This window comes from Leucobacter chinensis (genome assembly GCF_019049105.1).
GTDB classification, from domain to species: Bacteria; Actinomycetota; Actinomycetes; order Actinomycetales; family Microbacteriaceae; genus Leucobacter_A; species Leucobacter_A chinensis.
In genome coordinates, this window is sequence record NZ_JAHQZR010000003.1 from 247,974 (window position 1) to 264,403 (window position 16,430).

General features: G+C 63.0%; 18 protein-coding genes. 6 read left to right on the forward strand and 12 right to left on the reverse strand.

What is annotated here, in order from left to right:
• Window positions 1–13: 13 nt before the first annotated feature.
• Both KTJ78_RS04835 and KTJ78_RS04840 read left to right on the forward strand, forming a co-directional pair.
• On the forward strand, window positions 14–847 hold the full coding sequence (locus tag KTJ78_RS04835; protein WP_217133142.1) for a MetQ/NlpA family ABC transporter substrate-binding protein: 834 nt from the start codon (window positions 14–16) through the stop codon (window positions 845–847).
• Between the two features lie 75 nt (window positions 848–922).
• On the forward strand, window positions 923–1,741 hold the full coding sequence (locus KTJ78_RS04840; RefSeq protein ID WP_217133144.1) for a MetQ/NlpA family ABC transporter substrate-binding protein: 819 nt from the start codon (window positions 923–925) through the stop codon (window positions 1,739–1,741).
• Window positions 1,742–1,877: 136 nt separating this feature from the next.
• Here KTJ78_RS04840 and KTJ78_RS04845 read toward each other — a convergent pair whose 3' ends face one another.
• The 6 genes from KTJ78_RS04845 to KTJ78_RS04870 form a co-directional block, all read right to left on the reverse strand.
• Window positions 1,878–2,522, reverse strand: a complete 645-nt coding sequence (locus KTJ78_RS04845; RefSeq protein ID WP_217133145.1) for a DUF4166 domain-containing protein — start codon at window positions 2,520–2,522, stop codon at window positions 1,878–1,880.
• Complete coding sequence (locus KTJ78_RS04850) at window positions 2,522–3,208, reverse strand: DUF4166 domain-containing protein (protein ID WP_217133147.1); 687 nt, start codon at window positions 3,206–3,208, stop codon at window positions 2,522–2,524. Before KTJ78_RS04850 ends, KTJ78_RS04845 begins: the two co-directional genes overlap by 1 nt.
• Window positions 3,201–3,863: an SRPBCC family protein gene (locus tag KTJ78_RS04855; RefSeq protein WP_217133149.1), complete on the reverse strand. Its 663-nt coding sequence runs from the start codon at window positions 3,861–3,863 to the stop codon at window positions 3,201–3,203. Before KTJ78_RS04855 ends, KTJ78_RS04850 begins: the two co-directional genes overlap by 8 nt.
• Before the next feature lie 40 nt (window positions 3,864–3,903).
• Window positions 3,904–4,968: an inositol-3-phosphate synthase gene (locus KTJ78_RS04860; protein ID WP_369807979.1), complete on the reverse strand. Its 1,065-nt coding sequence runs from the start codon at window positions 4,966–4,968 to the stop codon at window positions 3,904–3,906.
• 85 nt (window positions 4,969–5,053) lie between these two features.
• Entirely contained in the window at window positions 5,054–5,821 is a 768-nt protein-coding gene (locus KTJ78_RS04865) for a PIG-L deacetylase family protein (RefSeq protein WP_369807980.1), read from the reverse strand.
• Window positions 5,818–7,287: a CCA tRNA nucleotidyltransferase gene (locus KTJ78_RS04870; protein WP_217133155.1), complete on the reverse strand. Its 1,470-nt coding sequence runs from the start codon at window positions 7,285–7,287 to the stop codon at window positions 5,818–5,820. The genes KTJ78_RS04865 and KTJ78_RS04870 overlap by 4 nt, the downstream gene beginning before the upstream one ends.
• A gap of 68 nt (window positions 7,288–7,355) precedes the next feature.
• Between KTJ78_RS04870 and KTJ78_RS04875 the strand changes: the two genes are divergently transcribed.
• The gene (locus KTJ78_RS04875) at window positions 7,356–9,644 is read left to right on the forward strand and encodes a DUF6049 family protein (RefSeq protein ID WP_217133156.1); all 2,289 of its coding nucleotides are present in this window, start codon (window positions 7,356–7,358) and stop codon (window positions 9,642–9,644) included.
• A 13-nt stretch (window positions 9,645–9,657) separates the two neighbouring features.
• On the opposite strand, the gene KTJ78_RS04880 is transcribed toward KTJ78_RS04875, so the two are convergent.
• On the reverse strand, window positions 9,658–10,878 hold the full coding sequence (locus KTJ78_RS04880; RefSeq protein ID WP_217133159.1) for a RimK family alpha-L-glutamate ligase: 1,221 nt from the start codon (window positions 10,876–10,878) through the stop codon (window positions 9,658–9,660).
• A 23-nt stretch (window positions 10,879–10,901) separates the two neighbouring features.
• On the opposite strand from KTJ78_RS04880, the gene KTJ78_RS04885 reads away from it, so the two are divergent.
• From KTJ78_RS04885 to trxA, 3 genes are all read left to right on the forward strand, one after another.
• Complete coding sequence (locus tag KTJ78_RS04885) at window positions 10,902–11,393, forward strand: ATP-dependent zinc protease family protein (RefSeq protein ID WP_217133161.1); 492 nt, start codon at window positions 10,902–10,904, stop codon at window positions 11,391–11,393.
• A gap of 63 nt (window positions 11,394–11,456) precedes the next feature.
• Window positions 11,457–12,383: a thioredoxin-disulfide reductase gene (gene trxB, locus KTJ78_RS04890; protein ID WP_217133163.1), complete on the forward strand. Its 927-nt coding sequence runs from the start codon at window positions 11,457–11,459 to the stop codon at window positions 12,381–12,383.
• Between the two features lie 56 nt (window positions 12,384–12,439).
• Window positions 12,440–12,763 (forward strand): thioredoxin, encoded by a 324-nt coding sequence (trxA, locus tag KTJ78_RS04895; RefSeq protein ID WP_217133165.1) that lies wholly within the window; start codon window positions 12,440–12,442, stop codon window positions 12,761–12,763.
• Between the two features lie 52 nt (window positions 12,764–12,815).
• Here the strand turns inward: trxA and KTJ78_RS04900 are convergent, their stop codons facing one another.
• From KTJ78_RS04900 to KTJ78_RS04920, 5 genes are read right to left on the reverse strand one after another with little or no spacing between them, the layout of a single operon-like run.
• Window positions 12,816–13,286 carry an SRPBCC family protein gene (locus KTJ78_RS04900; RefSeq protein WP_217133167.1) on the reverse strand — a complete coding sequence of 157 codons (471 nt, stop codon included), beginning with the start codon at window positions 13,284–13,286 and terminating at the stop codon, window positions 12,816–12,818.
• Window positions 13,287–13,315: 29 nt separating this feature from the next.
• Window positions 13,316–14,308, reverse strand: a complete 993-nt coding sequence (locus KTJ78_RS04905; protein WP_217133169.1) for a ParB/RepB/Spo0J family partition protein — start codon at window positions 14,306–14,308, stop codon at window positions 13,316–13,318.
• Window positions 14,309–15,217 (reverse strand): ParA family protein, encoded by a 909-nt coding sequence (locus KTJ78_RS04910; RefSeq protein ID WP_217133171.1) that lies wholly within the window; start codon window positions 15,215–15,217, stop codon window positions 14,309–14,311. It lies immediately after the preceding gene.
• 8 nt (window positions 15,218–15,225) lie between these two features.
• Window positions 15,226–15,888, reverse strand: coding sequence for a 16S rRNA (guanine(527)-N(7))-methyltransferase RsmG (gene rsmG / locus KTJ78_RS04915; RefSeq protein WP_217133173.1), 663 nt, complete (start codon window positions 15,886–15,888; stop codon window positions 15,226–15,228).
• Window positions 15,889–15,933: 45 nt separating this feature from the next.
• Window positions 15,934–16,428 carry a Jag family protein gene (locus KTJ78_RS04920; RefSeq protein WP_217133174.1) on the reverse strand — a complete coding sequence of 165 codons (495 nt, stop codon included), beginning with the start codon at window positions 16,426–16,428 and terminating at the stop codon, window positions 15,934–15,936.
• Window positions 16,429–16,430: the final 2 nt, after the last annotated feature.

A 16,430-nucleotide genomic window follows, 5' to 3' on the forward strand; every position in this document is an offset into this window, starting at 1 on the left:
AAAGGAGATTCTCTTGAAGTTCTCACGCCGCCTCACCGCTGTGGGCGTCATCGCGATCGCAGCCCTCGGGTTGAGCGCATGCGCGCAGTCTGACGACGCCAACGGCAGCGACGACACACAGTCGAAAGACCCGGTCGTCATTCAGGTTGCCTCATCGTCGACACCCATGACCGACGTTGTGCTCGCCGCTGCTGAGGCCATTGAAGATGGCTACGAGGTGAAATTGGTCGAGACCTCGGGAGTGTTCACCCCAAACGTCATTCTCAACGACGGCGAGGTCGACGCAAACTTCATTCAGCACCCGCCACACATGGAAGACTTCAACGAGGGTAACAATGGCACCCTCGCCGTCGTACAGCCCATCTACTACGTCGTCGGCGGCTTCTATGCGAAAGACCTGAAGTCGCTCGACGACCTCGCCGACGGTGCGAAGGTCTCGATTCCCAACGACAGCAATCAGGGTAGGGCGCTTGGACTGCTCGAGAGCGAGGGCCTCATTACTCTGAAAGACGGGGTCGACAAGTTTGATGCGATGGTTGAAGACATCGACGAGAACCCCAAGAACCTCGAGTTCATCGCTGTCGAGCTCGCAAACGCCAACGTCTCGTACGACGAGGCCGACCTCACGTACCTGCTCGCCTCATACGCCCGCCAGCTCGAGCTCTTTCCCGATACCGACGCGCTCGCAACCGATCAAGATGAGCGCTTCGCTGTTTCGCTCGTCGCTCGCGAAGACAACGTCGATAGTCCAGAGATCGAGGCGCTGAAGCGCGCCTTCACCTCAGAAAAGGTACTCGAGACACTCGAAAGCTTCGACCAGCCCGCGGCCTTCACCCCCGCGAAGTAGTTACAGCCCCCAAAGCCGGTCACCACCCGGTTACCGGCGTTCACAACACCCAACCATCACCAAACAAGGAGAACCATGACGTTCACAAGACGACTGCTCACCGTAGCCTCGGCCGCCATCATCGGCCTCGGCGTTACGGCGTGTGGGGCCTCCGAGTCACCGGAGGCAGGGAAGTCGGGCGACGAGTCCGTCACAATTCGGGTCGCAGCGGTTTCAACACCCATGACCGACGTGGTGCTCGCGGCAGCCGACTCCATCGAAGAAGGGTACGAGATCGAGCTCGTCGAGCTCGGTGACTATCCAATCGTCAACAACGCGATCAAGGAGGGCGAGGTCGACGCGAGCTTCTCACAGCACATTCCGTACATGGAGGAGTTCAACGAGGCCAACGGCGCCGACCTCGTCGCGGTGCAGCCCGTGTACGACGCCATCGTGTCGTTCTACTCGCGCGAGTTCCGCTCGTGGGATGAGCTGCCAGAGGGTGCAAAGCTCTTCATTCCCGAAGACACCTCAAACACGGGGCGCGCGCTTGACCTACTCGAACAGGGCGGCGTGCTGAAGCTTGACCCGAAGGTCGAGCGCTTCGAGGCTGACCTCGACGACATCGTCGAGAACCCGAAGAACGTCCAGTTCACCCAGGTCGGCTTCTCTGAGCTGCCGGCCGCATACCCCGAGGCCGATGCGGTGTTCATGTACTACGCCTTCGCCCGCATGATCGACCTCGACCCCGAGAAAGACACGATCGCCTCAGAGACCGACGGTCCCTTCACCATTCAGCTCGTCACCCGTGCCGAGCTCGAAGATTCTGACGAGATCGCCGCACTCAAGAAGGCGTTCACGAGCGACAAGGTTCGCGAGGTCACCGAAGAGTCGGGCAACACCCCAGCGTTCTAAAGCCCAGCGTTCCGCGGCCCGGCGCTCCAAAGCCCGGCACCGCTCACGCACCCGGCCAACGCCGCCCGACCAACACAACCGGCCAACGCGGCCGGCTAACACGGCCTGCTAACGCCCGCTTGGCCCGAGCAATGTATTACTCGGGCCAAGCATCAAATGATCCCTCGTACTCAAGCACCGTTCCGAGCAGCGGGTTGCGCACGCGGGCCGCAACCGTCTGCAGGCCGCCCCGCTCGTCATACCCGTGCAGCACGTGAACCGACACCGAGGCAAACGACGGAAGCCTGATACGCATCCCCGCAAGCCGCAGCCAGGCCCGTTCAGACCACAAGACGAGCTCGCCCCGGTCAGTCGCCGAACAGCGAAGCCTCAGCTCGACCCTGCCGGCACCCCCAAGAACGTTCGTAAGCGTGCCCCGGTCGGGGCCCACGAAAAGCTCGTCAACGAATCGCTGCTCGCCGCCCTCAAAGCAAAACACCCTCGTCGCCGTGAGCTTCGTCGCCCCATCGGGCGTGAGCGACTGCTCGTTGCGCACGAGAAACGGCACGTTTCGCCCAAAGCAGGTCATGAGCAGCTCGGGCCCGACGAAGGGCCTCGCGATGAGATTCAACCGGCCAAAGCGGCTGCCGGCAACCCGAAAGACACCCTCGCCAACCACCACGCCACGCTCGCCCTCGGCCCCACCGGGCCCCTCGGCATACTCCCGCACCTTCGGGTGCAGCAACTCGGCTTGCGACCCCATGGCCTCAAGGAATACCGAGCGCTCACGCCTCTGCCGCATCACTCGCGCGCTTCCTCTCTCACGGGCTTCAATCGCACCGGAGCGTCATCGCAGGCGGGAAACTCGCACGTGAACTCACCCCGATACCCGAACAGCAGCCCCAAGAAGCGATTGCGCACCGACATGTCGATCACGTAACACTGCCGCTCATCGTCGTAGTACTCGGTGAGCGAGGCGTTGCCGCTGAACAGCATCGGAAACGCGAAGGCCACTGGCCCCTCATAGAAGCGCTGCGCCCCCGACGTGAGCCGCAGCCCACCGCGCTCGTCGACCCCGAGATCGAGGTCGACCGCGAGGTGCTGGTGCGTGCCGAGGTAGTCGATCACGCGGTGTTCGCGCTCGCTAAAAATCATCGTGGCGTCAAAGCGGCGCTGTCGCTTCGGCGTAACCTGCATCGTGCGCACGAAGGTCACGGTCTCGCGGCCAAAGTGATCGACATAGGGGTAGTTCTCGATCCGAAAAGGAATATCGCTGCCGGCTTCGGGAAACATGATGTTTCGCAACGCGCCGAAGCGCAGAAAGGGGCGCACCCACCGGGCACCCCGGCGAATCTCAAGCATCGTCCCCTCGCCGACGCACCCGTAGCCCGCCGCAAGGCCCACCCCGAAGCGCCGTCGCATCATCGGGTGCAGCCGCTCAAAGTCATCTCCCAGGGCACGCTCAAACACGCCGCGCTGTTCAGTCATGGGCTGCTCCTTGATCGTCGTCAAGCCTCGCGAGAAGCTCAGGCGCCTCGCGCATCGAGGGCCGAGTCTCCCGGCCCTCTGGCGCACTGCGGCAGGCCGAGGCTCGCGCCCGCGGCCCGCCGAACCAGCCTCGCAGCGGGCCGATCCGCTCGGGCTGGGTGCCAGCCTCAGCCCACTGTCTCAGGCGATCGAAGCTCCAGGCGGTGATCCACCACACCATGCGACGCACGATGAGCCGGTCAAGCACGCGCCCAACGGCGCCAAAGCCGGGGGTGTAGTCGTAGCCGGTGATAAAACGCACGCCCTCGGCGGTGGGAACGTAGCGCCAGTAGCCGCGCCCCGAGCGAAGCGGCGAGAACCAGCCATCACTCTCAAACGTGAGCGCCGAGGTGCGAGAGCCGGCCGCGCCGAAGCGCTCGCCAGCCGAGACCCCCGTGCCGCGAATCGTCACGAGGGGGAGAGCGTCGAGCTCGTACCGGAACTGCTGCGCGCCATCTTCGCGAAGCGTCGTCGGGATGATGCGCGAAAAGCGCGCGTCCCACCGCGTGTGCTGGGCGGGGTCTTGCGTGAGCTGCCACACGAGCTCGATCGGCGCGGCAATGTCGATCTCGACGTACAGCGCACGCGAGGCTCGTCGAGATGCAAAAGGCGCCATGGTGCGAGAATACCCGAACCATGGCGCCCTGTGTACGAAACTACTGGGCGAGGAACGCCTCAAGATCAGCGCGAGCCTCGTCGTCGGGCTGCTGCACCGCGGGCGACTTCATGAAGTACGCCGACGCCGAAGCGAGGGGGCCCTTGTGCCCGCGGTCAAGCGCGACCTTCGCCGAGCGGATCGCGTCGATCATGGTGCCCGCCGAGTTGGGAGAATCCCACACCTCGAGCTTGTACTCGAGGCTCATGGGCACGTCGCCGAAGCCGCGGCCCTCGAGGCGCACGAAAGCGAACTTGCGGTCTTTGAGCCAGGGCACGTGGTCGCTCGGGCCGATGTGCACGTCGTCGGCGTCGAGATCAACGTCAATGTTCGAGGTGACGGCCTGGGTCTTTGAAATCTTCTTCGACTCGAGACGGTCGCGCTCGAGCATGTTCATGAAGTCCATGTTGCCGCCAACGTTGAGCTGGTAGGTGTGGTCGAGCGCGATGCCGCGCGACTCCATGAGGCGGGCGAGCACGCGGTGCGTGATCGTCGCGCCAACCTGGCTCTTAATGTCGTCACCGACAATGGGCAAGCCAGCGTCAACGAACTTCTTCGCCCACACGGGGTCTGAAGCGACGAACACGGGCACGGCGTTCACGAACGCGATGCCAGCGTCGAGGGCGGCCTGCGCGTAGAACTTGACGGCCTCTTCTGAGCCAACGGGAAGGTAGCAGGCGAGCACGTCAGCGCCCGAGTCCTTGAGCGCCTGCACCACGTCGACGACGGGGGCCTCTGACTCGGTCGACACGTCCTGGTAGTACGAGCCGAAGCCGTCGAGCGTGGGGCCACGCAGCACCTCGAGGCCGAGGTTCGGCACCTCAGAGAATTTCACGGTGTTATTGTGACCTGACCAGATGGCCTCAGAGAGGTCTTTGCCCACCTTCTGCGCGTCAACGTCGAACGCGGCAACGAACTGGAGGTCGCTCACGTGGTAGCCGCCGAGCCGAACGTGCATGAGGCCCGGAACCTGAGCGTCGTCGGCCGCATCGCGGTAATACTCGACACCCTGTACCAGTGAGCTCACACAGTTTCCAATGCCCGCAAGAGCAACCTTTACACCCATCGACATCTCCCAAGTTTTCCTTGTGCTCGTGACTCTCATCAAGAAAGCCACCTTTTAGTGTAATACGACAGCCCTCGCGGGGCAGTCACGCATCTCCCAGTATCGGGGCTGCGCGAAGCATAAATCGCTCGACGCTCGCGATCGGCTCGCGCTGCCCACCGACGTGCTCGATCGTCTCGTCGTCAATGACGGTGAGCTGCGTCCCGTGCATGCGGAGCGCGCCAATCTTGCGATCGAGACTCTCGGTGACGTCGTAGGCCTCGGCTGCTTCGTCGCTCGAGATCTCCCAGAACGGAACATCGATCGCCGCCGCGACCGCGCGTGCTGCACGGTGGGCAAGGACGTGATCGGGGTGCCCGTAGCCGCCCTCGTCGTTGTAGCTCACGATCGCGTCGCACTCGAGCGTGAGCACACCGTAGAGCAGGTCGTTGATGAGCTCGGCTGCTGGGGCTTTCGTGAGCGCCTCGGCGCCGGTCTCGGCCGCGCTCATGGCCATGCCGTCATCGCCCCACTCCATTCCTGAATCTTCGTACACGCGGGGTTCGAGGCCCGGCTGGCGCGCGGGTGGCTCGCCAAGAAAGGCGTGGCCCTCGACGCCAAGCATAAGCATCGCGGCCTGCAGCTCCTGCTCGCGGTGCGGCGCGAGCTGTGGGGTGCCCTGCAGCGAGGCGAAGGGGCCCGGGGTCACCTCGCCGCGCTCACCGCGCGTGAGGGTCACGAGGCCGGCGGGCTTTCCCGCCGCGCGAAGGGCAGCAATCGTGCCACCCGTCGCGATCGTCTCATCGTCGGGGTGGGCGTGCACGAATACGACGCGCTGGGCGCTACCAAACCAGGTTTCAGGGTTGTGATTCACGATGCTTCGCCTTCTGTCTCGGTGCTCTGGGCATCGCCCGCCTGTTGCTCGGCCCACCATGCAACGAGCCGCTCGGCCGCGGCCTCTTCACCGATGGGGCCCTCGTCGAGCCGTAGGTCGAGCAAAAACTTGTAGGCCAGCCCGACCTCGCGCCCGGGTGCGATGCCGAGCAGCCGCATAATCTGCTGCCCGTCAAGCTCTGGCCGCACGGCGTCGAGCGCTTCTTGCTCGGCAAGCTCGTCGATGCGGCGCTCGATGTCGTCATAGGCGAACTCAAGCCGGTCGGCCTTACGCTTGTTGCGCGTCGTCACGTCAGCCCGCGTGATGATGTGCAATCGCTCAAGCTCGCTGCCCGCATCGCGCACGTACCGGCGCACGGCCGAATCGCTCCAGGCCTGGTCGCTGTAGCCGAAAAAGCGCAGGTGCAGTTCGACGAGCTTCGCGACCTGCGCGATTGTGTCGTTGTCGAAGCGCAGTTCACGCAGTCGCTTCTTCGTGAGCTTCGCGCCGACCACGTCGTGGTGGCGAAAGGTCACCTGGCCCTGCTCGTAGCGTCTGGTGGCTGGCTTGCCGATGTCGTGCATGACGGCAGCGAGGCGCAGGGTGACGTCGGGGCCGTCTGGGCTCGACTGCCGCGATTTCTCAAGCGCAATGGCCTGCTCAAGCACCGTGAGCGTGTGCTCGTACACGTCTTTGTGGCGACCGTGGTCGTCTTGCATCTCGCGCAGCGCGCTGAACTCAGGCAAGAATCGGTCGCACAGCCCCGTCTCGACGAGAATGCGCAGCCCGGCAACCGGGTCATCGGTCGAGAGCGTTTTCACGAGTTCGTCGCGCACTCGCTCCGCCGAGATAATGTCGAGGCGGTCGGCCATGTCGGTCATCGCCTTCGTGACCCGCTTGTCGACGGCGAAGCCAAGCTGCGACGAAAACCGTGCAGCCCGCATCATTCGCAGCGGATCGTCGCTAAACGACTGCTCGGCTGACCCCGGAGTCATGATCGTGCCCGCGATAAGATCTTCGACGCCACCCGAAACGTCAACGAGGCGCATTTCGGGCAGCATGAGCGCGAGCGCGTTAATCGTGAAGTCACGGCGCACGAGATCGCCCTCGATGGTGTCGCCGAAGGCGACGACGGGCTTTCGCGAGTCTTCGCGGTACACGTCTGAACGGTATGTGGTCACCTCGACCTGTTCGCCGTGCACCCTCGCTGCGATCGTGCCGAAGGCACGGCCGACATCCCAGGTTTTTTGAGCGATGGTCTCGAGAATCTCACGCGTCTCATCGGGCCTCGCTGAGGTCGCGAAATCGAGATCGGTGACGGGCCTGCCTATGAGCGCATCGCGCACGGGCCCGCCAACGAGCGCACACTCGTGACCGGCCGCCGCAAACGCTTCGGCAAGCGCCTTCACCGGTTTCGACTCGGCAATTTCTGTGAGTGTTGCCATCGATTCTGCGAGAGAAAGCATGCGTCACAGCTTACTTGGCGTCGCTGTCAAAACCCATTTGTCCAGCGTGGGCTCCTAGACTTGATTGCATGCGTGCGGCCCTCACCACGATCGTCACTGCGGTTCTCCTCGTCTTTCCCGGAGTCTTCGCAGCATCAGCCGCACCCTCGATGCAGCCGCGGGAGTCGCAGCGCGAGGCTCAGACCGAAGTGCGCCCGGCGACCGATGACAACGCTAACAGCGACACCGAGGCCGATACCGAAGCAGACCCCGACGCAAATCGTGAGCGCGACAACCAGGCCGAGACCACCATCGCGCTCAGCGCCGTGGCTGAGTCTGCGTCGATGACCGAGTCGGGCGACCACACGTTCCTCGTCGAGGTTGCAAACCTCGGCGATGATCCACTGCCCGCCGGTTCTGTGCAGGTTCGAGTCTTGACCGAACCGGTCACGAAACTCGACGAGATCACGGGCGAAACCGTCACGACTGAACCCGCTGGCATCACCATCGCGACCATCGAAACCCCGATCATCGCAGCGGGGGAGCGCTTCGCTTCAAAGACAACCCCAGCATCGTCGTCGTTCGCGCTTAACGCCGAAAGCCAGGCCGGCGTGTACCAAACGCAGGTGAGCTGGACAGAGACGGCCGAGATGAGCCCGAGCGACGATCAGCTCAGTGAGAGCATCACTCGAACCCAGCTCGGTACGCCATTCGTGTGGAACGCCTCGGGCATCGAAGCCCGCCTCAATCTCGCAACCATCGTGCCCCTCGTGTACCCAGAGACCGACGCGCCCCCCGTGACCCCAGCCGAGGTCGACCTTGCGCTCGGCGACCACCGCTCGATCGAACGGCTGCTTGACGCGGCAGAAACGGCGGGGTCGCTCGTCGCCGTCGATCCACGCGTTGTCGGCTACGTTCGCAGTCTTGGCGCGAGTGCCTCGCCCGCCACCCGCGAACTCGTCGATCGCATCACCTCGCCAACGCTCGCAACCGCCGCGCTCGGGTACGCCGACGCCGACCCGGTCGCGACGGCGCTGCTCATGCCTGACGGGGTACTCGAGCCCACTGGCCTTTCATTTCTCGCGCGCCATTTCACCGAACTCACCGAGCAGGCCGAGTCAGACTCTGCGCACAAGAGCCACGACCACTCAATCGCGTCGCTGACCGATGGATCGATGCCGCCCTTGCTCGAAGAACTTGTCACATGGGAAACAGCGATGGATGGTTTCGCCTGGCCATCAGCCGCCAGCCTCAGCACCAAAACACTCGAGGCTCTGGTCAAGCAGGGGCTCACGAACATTGTTGTGAACGGTGAAGATGCCGCTGGGGCTGCGAGGGGAGCCCTCGACGGAGCGACCCTATACCGTTCTGAGCCCGCGCTCGAAAAAACCGCCCGGGCCTTTCTTGCCGCCGAGAGTGACATCGACAACGCCGAGGCTGAAGCGTTGCTCGCCTCGGTCACGGCAGTGCTCGGGTCAAGCGCCAAAGAGGGCAAAGCGGCAGAGGCGCTACTCGCTGTCGACCGCAGCACCGCTGCTGGCGCAGAGTCACTCGAGGCGCTCTTTACCGAGATGGGCCGTTTGCCGTGGGTGAGCTTCACACCCGTCGAAAACCTCACGCCCGGCTCCGTGACGCTGACAGAAGAGGCCGACGTGCAGAAGGCACTCGACCAGATGGCCGAGGCCGTGCGCTCAGAAGAGCGCGTCGTCGAATACTCACGCGTGCTTGCCGAACCGCAGCTGCTCGTTGACTACCAGCGCGACCGACTCGCGAGCACGCTCGCCGTGCGCGGCCCGCTCTCGGGATCGGAGCCCGCGCAAGAGGCGCTCGAAAATCGTATCGGGGTGCATCTCGCGGGCAACGAACGCTTGCAACAGGGCGTTCGTATCGTCGATACCGAGCACACGCGACTGCTCGGGAGCACCTCAAACCTGCCCATTCAACTGCGCAACACCCTGCCATTCGACGCTCGCGTTGCCGGCACCATCTCGACCGGCTCGGCGGCACTCATCGTGCAGAAGCCAAAGCTTGAGCCCACCGTGATTCCGGCCGAGAGCACCGTGAACCACCTCGTTCCAGTAACCAGCCGTGCCTCGAGCGGGCAAGTCGACCTCAAGGTGCAACTGCGTGACACCACGAAAGGCGAAGACATCGCCTCGACGACCTTTGAGGTGACCCTGAGCGGCCAGACCGAAACCATCGCGCTCACGACCCTCGGTGTCATCGTCGTTGCCCTCTTTGTCGGCGGGCTCTGGCGCTCAATTACCCGCAAGCGTTCGACCCCGGGCGACGAGCCCCTCGAGCCCTCTGCTGCAGCGGCCGCAGCAGCAGAGAAGCCTGCCGAACCCGCCGGGCGCCAGGCCGACCCCAAACACTAAGCGATCGCGCGGCTCACAAATCTTCGGTCGATGAGGCGGCGTCGCCATACTCATCGAGCGCGTCCTTCGGCAGCTTGCGAATGCGCTGCCGCCTCGCCGACCGTGCCGGAATGAGCGAACGCATCTCTTCGAGCTTGCCAAAGCACAACAAGCGGTCATCGTCTTCTAGCACCACATGCTTGCGGGGGTTCGGGATCACCTGCACGCCGCGGTGCAGCGTGAGCACCGTGATGTCTCGCTCCCAGAGGCCCGAGTCACCGAGCGTTTTACCGATGAGCTCGGCTCCCGCGTGCACCTGCAGCTCAGCGACGCCGTACCCCGTCGAAACCGAGAGGCGCTGCCGCACGTCGATCTCGGGAAACGCCACCTGATTCGAGATGAAGTCGATGATCGCGCCCGCGACGTCAAGCCCCGTCGCCCGCTCGATACCCTCGAGCCCCGGCGACGAGTTCACCTCCATCACGAGCGGCCCCTCATCGCCCTCGAGCATATCGACGCCAGCGATCCTGAGGCCCATGATCTGCGCCGAACGCACCGCGGCCTCTTCGTAGGCCGCATCGAGCTTCACAGCCTCGACGCTGCCACCGCGATGCACGTTCGAACGAAACTCATCACCCGCTGCCGTGCGACGCATCGCCGCAACCACCCGATCGCCCACGACGAGCGCCCGAATATCGCGCCCGGCGCTCTCCTGCACAAAGCGCTGAATGAGCACGTTCTGGTTCGTCGAGTGCAGGGTCTCAATGATCGCCTCGGCCACTTTGACCTGCGGCGCGAGAATAACCCCGACACCCTGCGTGCCCTCGAGCAGCTTGATCACGACGGGAGCTCCGCCAACACTCTCGATTGCCGGCTTCACATCGGCGCGGTTGCGCACAAACGCGGTCTCGGGCATGCCAATGCCGTGTCTTGCAAGAATCTGGCTCGCGCGCAGTTTGTCGCGCGAATTCGTGATGCCGTTCGACGTGTTGGGCGTGTACACGTCCATCTGCTCAAACTGCCGCACCACAGCCGTGCCAAAGTAGGTAATCGAATTGCCGATACGGGGCAGAATCGCGTCGTAGTCGCTCAGCTGCGATCCGCGATATCTGAGATCTGGCACCCCTCCCGCGAGATCAATGCCAAAGCGCAGGGTGTTGAGCACGCGAACCTCATGGCCGCGATCTTCGGCTGCTTGGCGCAACCTGCCGGTCGAGTACGACTGTGGAGCGCGAGAAAGGAGTGCAAGCTTCACGGGTATCCTGCCAAAATAGAAGTGTGACCAACCATACTCATTCAAGCACCTTCACCGGGTGGAGGGAATGGGTTTCAATGCCCAATATCTCGGTTCCCTGGATCAAAGCAAAAATCGATACCGGGGCCAGAACCTCAGCGCTTCATGCGTACGAACTCACCGAGTTTACACGCGACGGGGAATCCTGGGTGCGCTTTACCGTGCATCCTTTTCAACACGGCGATTCGGGCATACTCAGGGTCGAACTCCCCGTGCACGACCGCCGCCTCGTGCGCAGCTCTTCAGGCCACGCCGAAGAGCGCATCACGGTCGTCACGAGCCTCGTGCTCGTCGGCCGCGTCATTGAGGCCGAGGTGACCCTCACCAACCGCGACGAAATGGGCTTTCGCATGCTCATCGGTCGTGAGGCCCTCGAGCAGGGATTCGTCGTCGACCCGGCGGTCTCATACCTCGGCGGCAAACCCGACCAAACCACCCTCGCGCTCAATGACGCAACCTCCAGCTCCCGGGAATAGTCCCGGCCTAGGATTGTTGTACAGAACGTGCGCAATAACAACGCAGTAAGCCAAGGAGACGGCATGCATCAGATGATCATTATTGGTTCAGGACCAGCGGGCTACACCGCCGCAATTTACGCGGCACGCGCAGGGCTTGAACCCGTCATGTTTGCGAGCTCTGTCGCTCCCGGTGGCGAGCTCATGAACACGACCGAGGTCGAAAACTTTCCCGGTTTTCCCGAGGGTATTCAGGGCCCCGACCTCATGCAAAAGATGCAGGAGCAGGCCGAGAAGTTCGGTATGAAGCTCGTCTTCGACGACGTCACCGCGGTTGATCTCGCCGGCGACGTCAAGAAGGTCACGACGAGCGACGGCACCGTGCACGAGGCGAAGACCGTGATTCTCTCGACCGGTTCGGCCTACCGCAAGCTCGGCCTCGAGAACGAAGAAGCGCTCACGGGGCACGGCATCTCGTCGTGCGCAACCTGCGACGGCTTCTTCTTCCGCGATCGCGAGATCGCGGTCGTCGGCGGTGGCGACTCTGCCATGGAAGAAGCCATCTTCCTCACCCGCTTCGCCTCAAAGGTCACCATCATTCACCGCCGCGAAGAGTTTCGTGCCTCGAAAATCATGGCCGACCGCGCGCTGCAGCACGAGAAGATCGAGGTGCTCTGGAACACCGAGGTACACGAGATTCACGGCGAGGGTCAGCTGACCGGCGTCACCCTCAATAACACCGTGAACGGCGAAAAGTCAGAACTTGCGATCGACGGCCTCTTCGTCGCGATCGGCAATGATCCGCGCGTCTCGCTCGTCGAAGGCCAGCTCGACCTCACGGCCGACGGTACCATCGCCGTCGAAGGCCGCTCGTCACGTACCTCGCTGCCAGGCGTCTTTGCCGCCGGCGATGTCATCGACCCGACCTACCGCCAGGCGATCACCGCAGCAGCGTCAGGCACCGCAGCAGCCCTCGACGCCGAACACTACCTCTCGGCGCTCGACAACTAACCACCACCACGGCGGGGTCGCACAGCGGCCCGCACCGCCTGAGTAAGGAGAACAACATGGCAAACACGGTAGACGTTACCGACAGCACATTCGACGCGGTCGTACTCGCGAGCGACACCCCGGTGCTCGTCGACTTCTGGGCACCCTGGTGCGGCCCCTGCCGCATGGTGGGCCCCGTACTCGAAGAGATCGCAGGCGAGCGCGACGACGTTCGCGTCGTCAAGGTCAATGTCGATGAGAACCCGAAAATCGCGGGCAAGTACCGCATCACGTCGATTCCCGCGATGAAACTGTTCAAGGGTGGCGAAGAGGTTCACGAGATCATCGGAGCAATGCCCAAGGCCTCGATCGAGAACGAGCTTCAGCCGCACCTCGCCTAAGCGACGCAGGCACAGAGCGCCCTTTCCCACACGGGGAAGGGCGCTCTTTCGTCTATTTGCCCGCTTGCGCTTCGCGCTCTGCGAGCGCACCGAGGCGGCGGATCGACGCCAGCAAGTTCTCTGCTTGCGTGGCCCGCGCGCGGCGCATGCGCTGCTCGTCGCGCAGCTTCGTCCAGTCGTAGGTGTGCCGCACGAGCGTTGCCTCGTTCTCTCGCTCAGAGACGGGCTCGAGTTCCCAGCGCCAAAGATGCCCCGCAGGGGCTTCTCCCTGGGTTGCTGGGGCCCACGCGATGCGCTCGCCCTCAACGAACTCGGTAACGAGGTTGTCTCGCACCGTACCGTTGTGAATCTCCATGGCAAAGACGTCGCCCTCGTGGCGCACACGCTCCTGGCCTTCTGCGGCAACGAGGTTGTCGTTCCCGTCCCACTCTGGCTGCCTCGACGGGTTGGCGATGAGCTCAAAGATCGTCTCTGCTGGCGCCTCAATGACCGCCTCTGCTGTGATGATGTGCTGTTCGGTCACTGATGCTCCTTCGCGTCGTGGTGTGGCGTTTACTGGAAGCCGGGGTCGCCCAGCTCGTCGAGAATGCGCTTGAGATCGGCGATGGTCGCGAAGTCAATCGTGACCTGGCCCTTCTTGGCGCCCAGCTTCACCCTGACGGTCGTGTTGAAGCGGTCGCCGAGGCGCTCTGCGATGTCGTCGAGCTGCGCCTGCACGCCGCCGGCGCGAGGCTTCGGAAGCTTACGCTTAGTAGCCTGCGACGAGGCCTCCTCGGCCTGCCTCACCGAAAGACCCTCGTTGATGATCTTGTCTGAAAGCTTCTCCATCGCCTCGGCGTCTCCGTCGAGCGAGAGGATCGCACGGGCGTGACCAGCCGTGAGCACCCCGGCCGCGACCTTCGTCTGCACGTGCTCAGGAAGCTTCAGGAGGCGAATCGTGTTCGAAATCTGCGGGCGTGAGCGGCCAATGCGCTTCGCGAGCTCTTCCTGCGTCGTGCCGAAGTCTTGCAAGAGCTGCTGGTACGCCGACGCTTCTTCGAGGGGGTTCAGCTGTGCGCGGTGCAGGTTTTCGAGCAGCGCATCACGCAGCATGTGCTCGTCTTCGGTGCCACGAACGATCGCGGGGATCGTGCTGAGGCCGGCGCGATTCGATGCCCTGAAGCGACGCTCACCCATGATGAGCTCGTAGCGGGGCTCACCCTTCTTCGTCGGTGCCGGGAGAATCTCTCGCACGACGACGGGCTGGAACACACCGAACTCGCGAATCGAGTGCGTGAGCTCTTCAAGCGCCTCCTCGTCGAACTCGGTACGGGGCTGTACGCGGTTGGGCACGATATCGCTGAGGTCGAGCGTTGTGAGCTGTGCGCCAGGAACCTCGCGCAACTGCTGCTCGTCAACGACGGTCTGCGCAACCGAGGTTGCCTTATCTTCTTTCGCCGGAGCCTCGCCAAAAAAGACGTCGACTGGACGCTCCTCGTTGGGATCCTGCTGCGGAATGAGCGCACCGATACCCCGACCGAGTCCTGACTTCTTTTTCGCAGCCATTTAGGCTCCTTCCGGGTATAAGCGGGCGTATTCAGCAGCGCTCCGCTCAGCAATCTCTGCAGCAGCTTCGAGGTAGGCAATCGCACCCACCGATGATCCATCATAGGCGTGCACGGTCTCACCGTGGCTCGGAGCCTCTGAAATGCGAACTGAGCGGGGAATCATGGTCGTGAGCGTTTGCGTGGGGAAGAACCCGCGCACCTCTTCAGCGACCTCGTTTGAGAGGTTGGTTCGTGAGTCGTGCATCGTGAGCAGAATCGTTGAGACGTGCAGCTGTGGGTTCAGGTGTTGTTCGATGAGCTCGATGTTGCCGAGCAACTGGCTGAGCCCCTCGAGCGCGTAGTATTCGCACTGGATGGGAATGAGCACTTCTTGCGCCGCAACAAAGGCGTTCACCGTGAGTAGCCCAAGCGAGGGCGGGCAGTCGATGAACACGTAGTGGTACATCTCGTCGCTCTGGCTCAAGAACTCGGCGAGTGCCTTGCGCAGGCGTTGCTCCCTCGCAACGAGAGAAACCAGTTCAATTTCGGCTCCCGCGAGGTTAATCGTCGAGGGCACGCACATGAGGTTCTCATGGTCGGTGGTCTGCTGCACCGTCTCGCCAAGCTTCGCTTCACCGAGCAGTACCTCGTAAATGCTCGTGATCGTCGGGTCGTGCTCGACCCCGAGCGCGGTCGAGGCATTACCCTGCGGATCAAGGTCGATAACGAGCACCCGGGCGCCTCGCCTCGCGAGGCCAGATGCCAGGTTCACGGTCGTCGTGGTTTTACCCACGCCGCCCTTCTGGTTCGAGACGGTCATGACGCGCGTGTGGTCGGGGAGTGGTGATGTCATCGATTCAAGCCTGCGTTTGCGCCGCACCTTGTCGACGAGCTGATCGCCCAGTAACGCGTTTTTTGGCTGCGTCATGATCTCCTCTAGCTCTGCGTACGAACACGTTCTACTGTAGCCCGAAACACTCGTGTGGTCTCGTCAAGAATGCCCTCGCCAAGAATCTCAACGCTCGGCCTGCGCATCTTGAACTTCGAAAGCTGTTTTTTGGCGGCTTCGATCTCGGCGTCAACGCCGGTTCCCTTCAGGAAGATCATCTCGCCACCATCGCGCAGCAGGGGAGCGGTGATGGGAACAAGCTTGCGCAACGCAGTCACGGCCCTCGCGGTCACCACGTCGACCTCGAACGCGTCGTGGTACTCCTCGGCGCGACCTCGCAGCACCTCCGCATTCGAGAGGCCGAGCTCTTCAATCTGCTCGTTGAGCCAGGCACAGCGGCGCTCCATCGGCTCGATGAGTCGAAACTGCACATCAGGTCGAACAATCGCGAGCACGAGGCCGGGCATCCCACCCCCGGTACCAATGTCGGCGACCCGCTGCCCTTCCTGGAGCAGCGGCGCCATGATCGCAGAGTTCAGCACATGCCTCGTCCACAGCCGAGGGAGCTCTAGCGGCCCGATGAGCCCGAGCAACTCGCCCCTCTCAGCGAGAACGTTCGTGAAGGCGCGCAAGACCTCAATCTGCTCACCGGCAAGATCACCTGCGGCGGCAGGCTCGGCCTCAAGCTCAAGGCGCTGCTCATCACTCATACCGTGCTGCACTCTCTCTGAAGTTTCACGTGAAACGTTTGCGGTTTACGCTGCTGCACTAATGACGAGACGACGACCGCGTCCCTCACCGTGCGACTCAGAGTGGTAACCACGCTCGGCAACGTAGTCGTGCACCAGCTTGCGCTCATATGATGACAGCGGATCCATAGCGACCTCGTCTTTGCCAGCGGCCACCTGTGCGATCGCGTGATCCGCCAACTCGCGCAGCTCAGTCTCTCGCGCCTCGCGAGAACCGGCAACGTCGAGAATGAGCCCAGAGAAATCTCCGGTCTTGCGCTGAACAGCGAGACGAGTGAGCTCCTGCAACGCCTGAACCACCTCGGGGTTCGCGAGCTTCTCGAGATCAGCACCGCCACCGTTAATGGAGACATAGGCGCGGTTATTCTTCACCTCGAGATCGAGGTCACCGTCAAGATCGGCAAGATCGAGAAACTCTTCGATGTAATCAGCGGCGTGATCGCCCTGCGCCTCGAGCTCTTCGAGCGAGAGGGCAGAGGTCTGATTCGTTGCATTCGTCATGT

Excerpts from the sequence above, each read along its gene's own strand:
- KTJ78_RS04845 (WP_217133145.1), bottom strand. The coding sequence starts at position 2,522 with ATGCGGCAGAGGCGTGAGCGCTCGGTATTCCTTGAGGCCATGGGGTCG.
- KTJ78_RS04910 (WP_217133171.1), bottom strand. The coding sequence starts at position 15,217 with ATGACGCAGCCAAAAAACGCGTTACTGGGCGATCAGCTCGTCGACAAG.
- KTJ78_RS04855 (WP_217133149.1), bottom strand. The coding sequence starts at position 3,863 with ATGGCGCCTTTTGCATCTCGACGAGCCTCGCGTGCGCTGTACGTCGAG.
- KTJ78_RS04875 (WP_217133156.1), top strand. The coding sequence starts at position 7,356 with ATGCGTGCGGCCCTCACCACGATCGTCACTGCGGTTCTCCTCGTCTTT.
- KTJ78_RS04905 (WP_217133169.1), bottom strand. The coding sequence starts at position 14,308 with ATGGCTGCGAAAAAGAAGTCAGGACTCGGTCGGGGTATCGGTGCGCTC.
- rsmG (WP_217133173.1), bottom strand. The coding sequence starts at position 15,888 with ATGAGTGATGAGCAGCGCCTTGAGCTTGAGGCCGAGCCTGCCGCCGCA.
- trxB (WP_217133163.1), top strand. The coding sequence starts at position 11,457 with ATGCATCAGATGATCATTATTGGTTCAGGACCAGCGGGCTACACCGCC.
- trxA (WP_217133165.1), top strand. The coding sequence starts at position 12,440 with ATGGCAAACACGGTAGACGTTACCGACAGCACATTCGACGCGGTCGTA.
- KTJ78_RS04850 (WP_217133147.1), bottom strand. The coding sequence starts at position 3,208 with ATGACTGAACAGCGCGGCGTGTTTGAGCGTGCCCTGGGAGATGACTTT.
- KTJ78_RS04840 (WP_217133144.1), top strand. The coding sequence starts at position 923 with ATGACGTTCACAAGACGACTGCTCACCGTAGCCTCGGCCGCCATCATC.
- KTJ78_RS04860 (WP_369807979.1), bottom strand. The coding sequence starts at position 4,968 with ATGGGTGTAAAGGTTGCTCTTGCGGGCATTGGAAACTGTGTGAGCTCA.
- KTJ78_RS04870 (WP_217133155.1), bottom strand. The coding sequence starts at position 7,287 with ATGCTTTCTCTCGCAGAATCGATGGCAACACTCACAGAAATTGCCGAG.
- KTJ78_RS04920 (WP_217133174.1), bottom strand. The coding sequence starts at position 16,428 with ATGACGAATGCAACGAATCAGACCTCTGCCCTCTCGCTCGAAGAGCTC.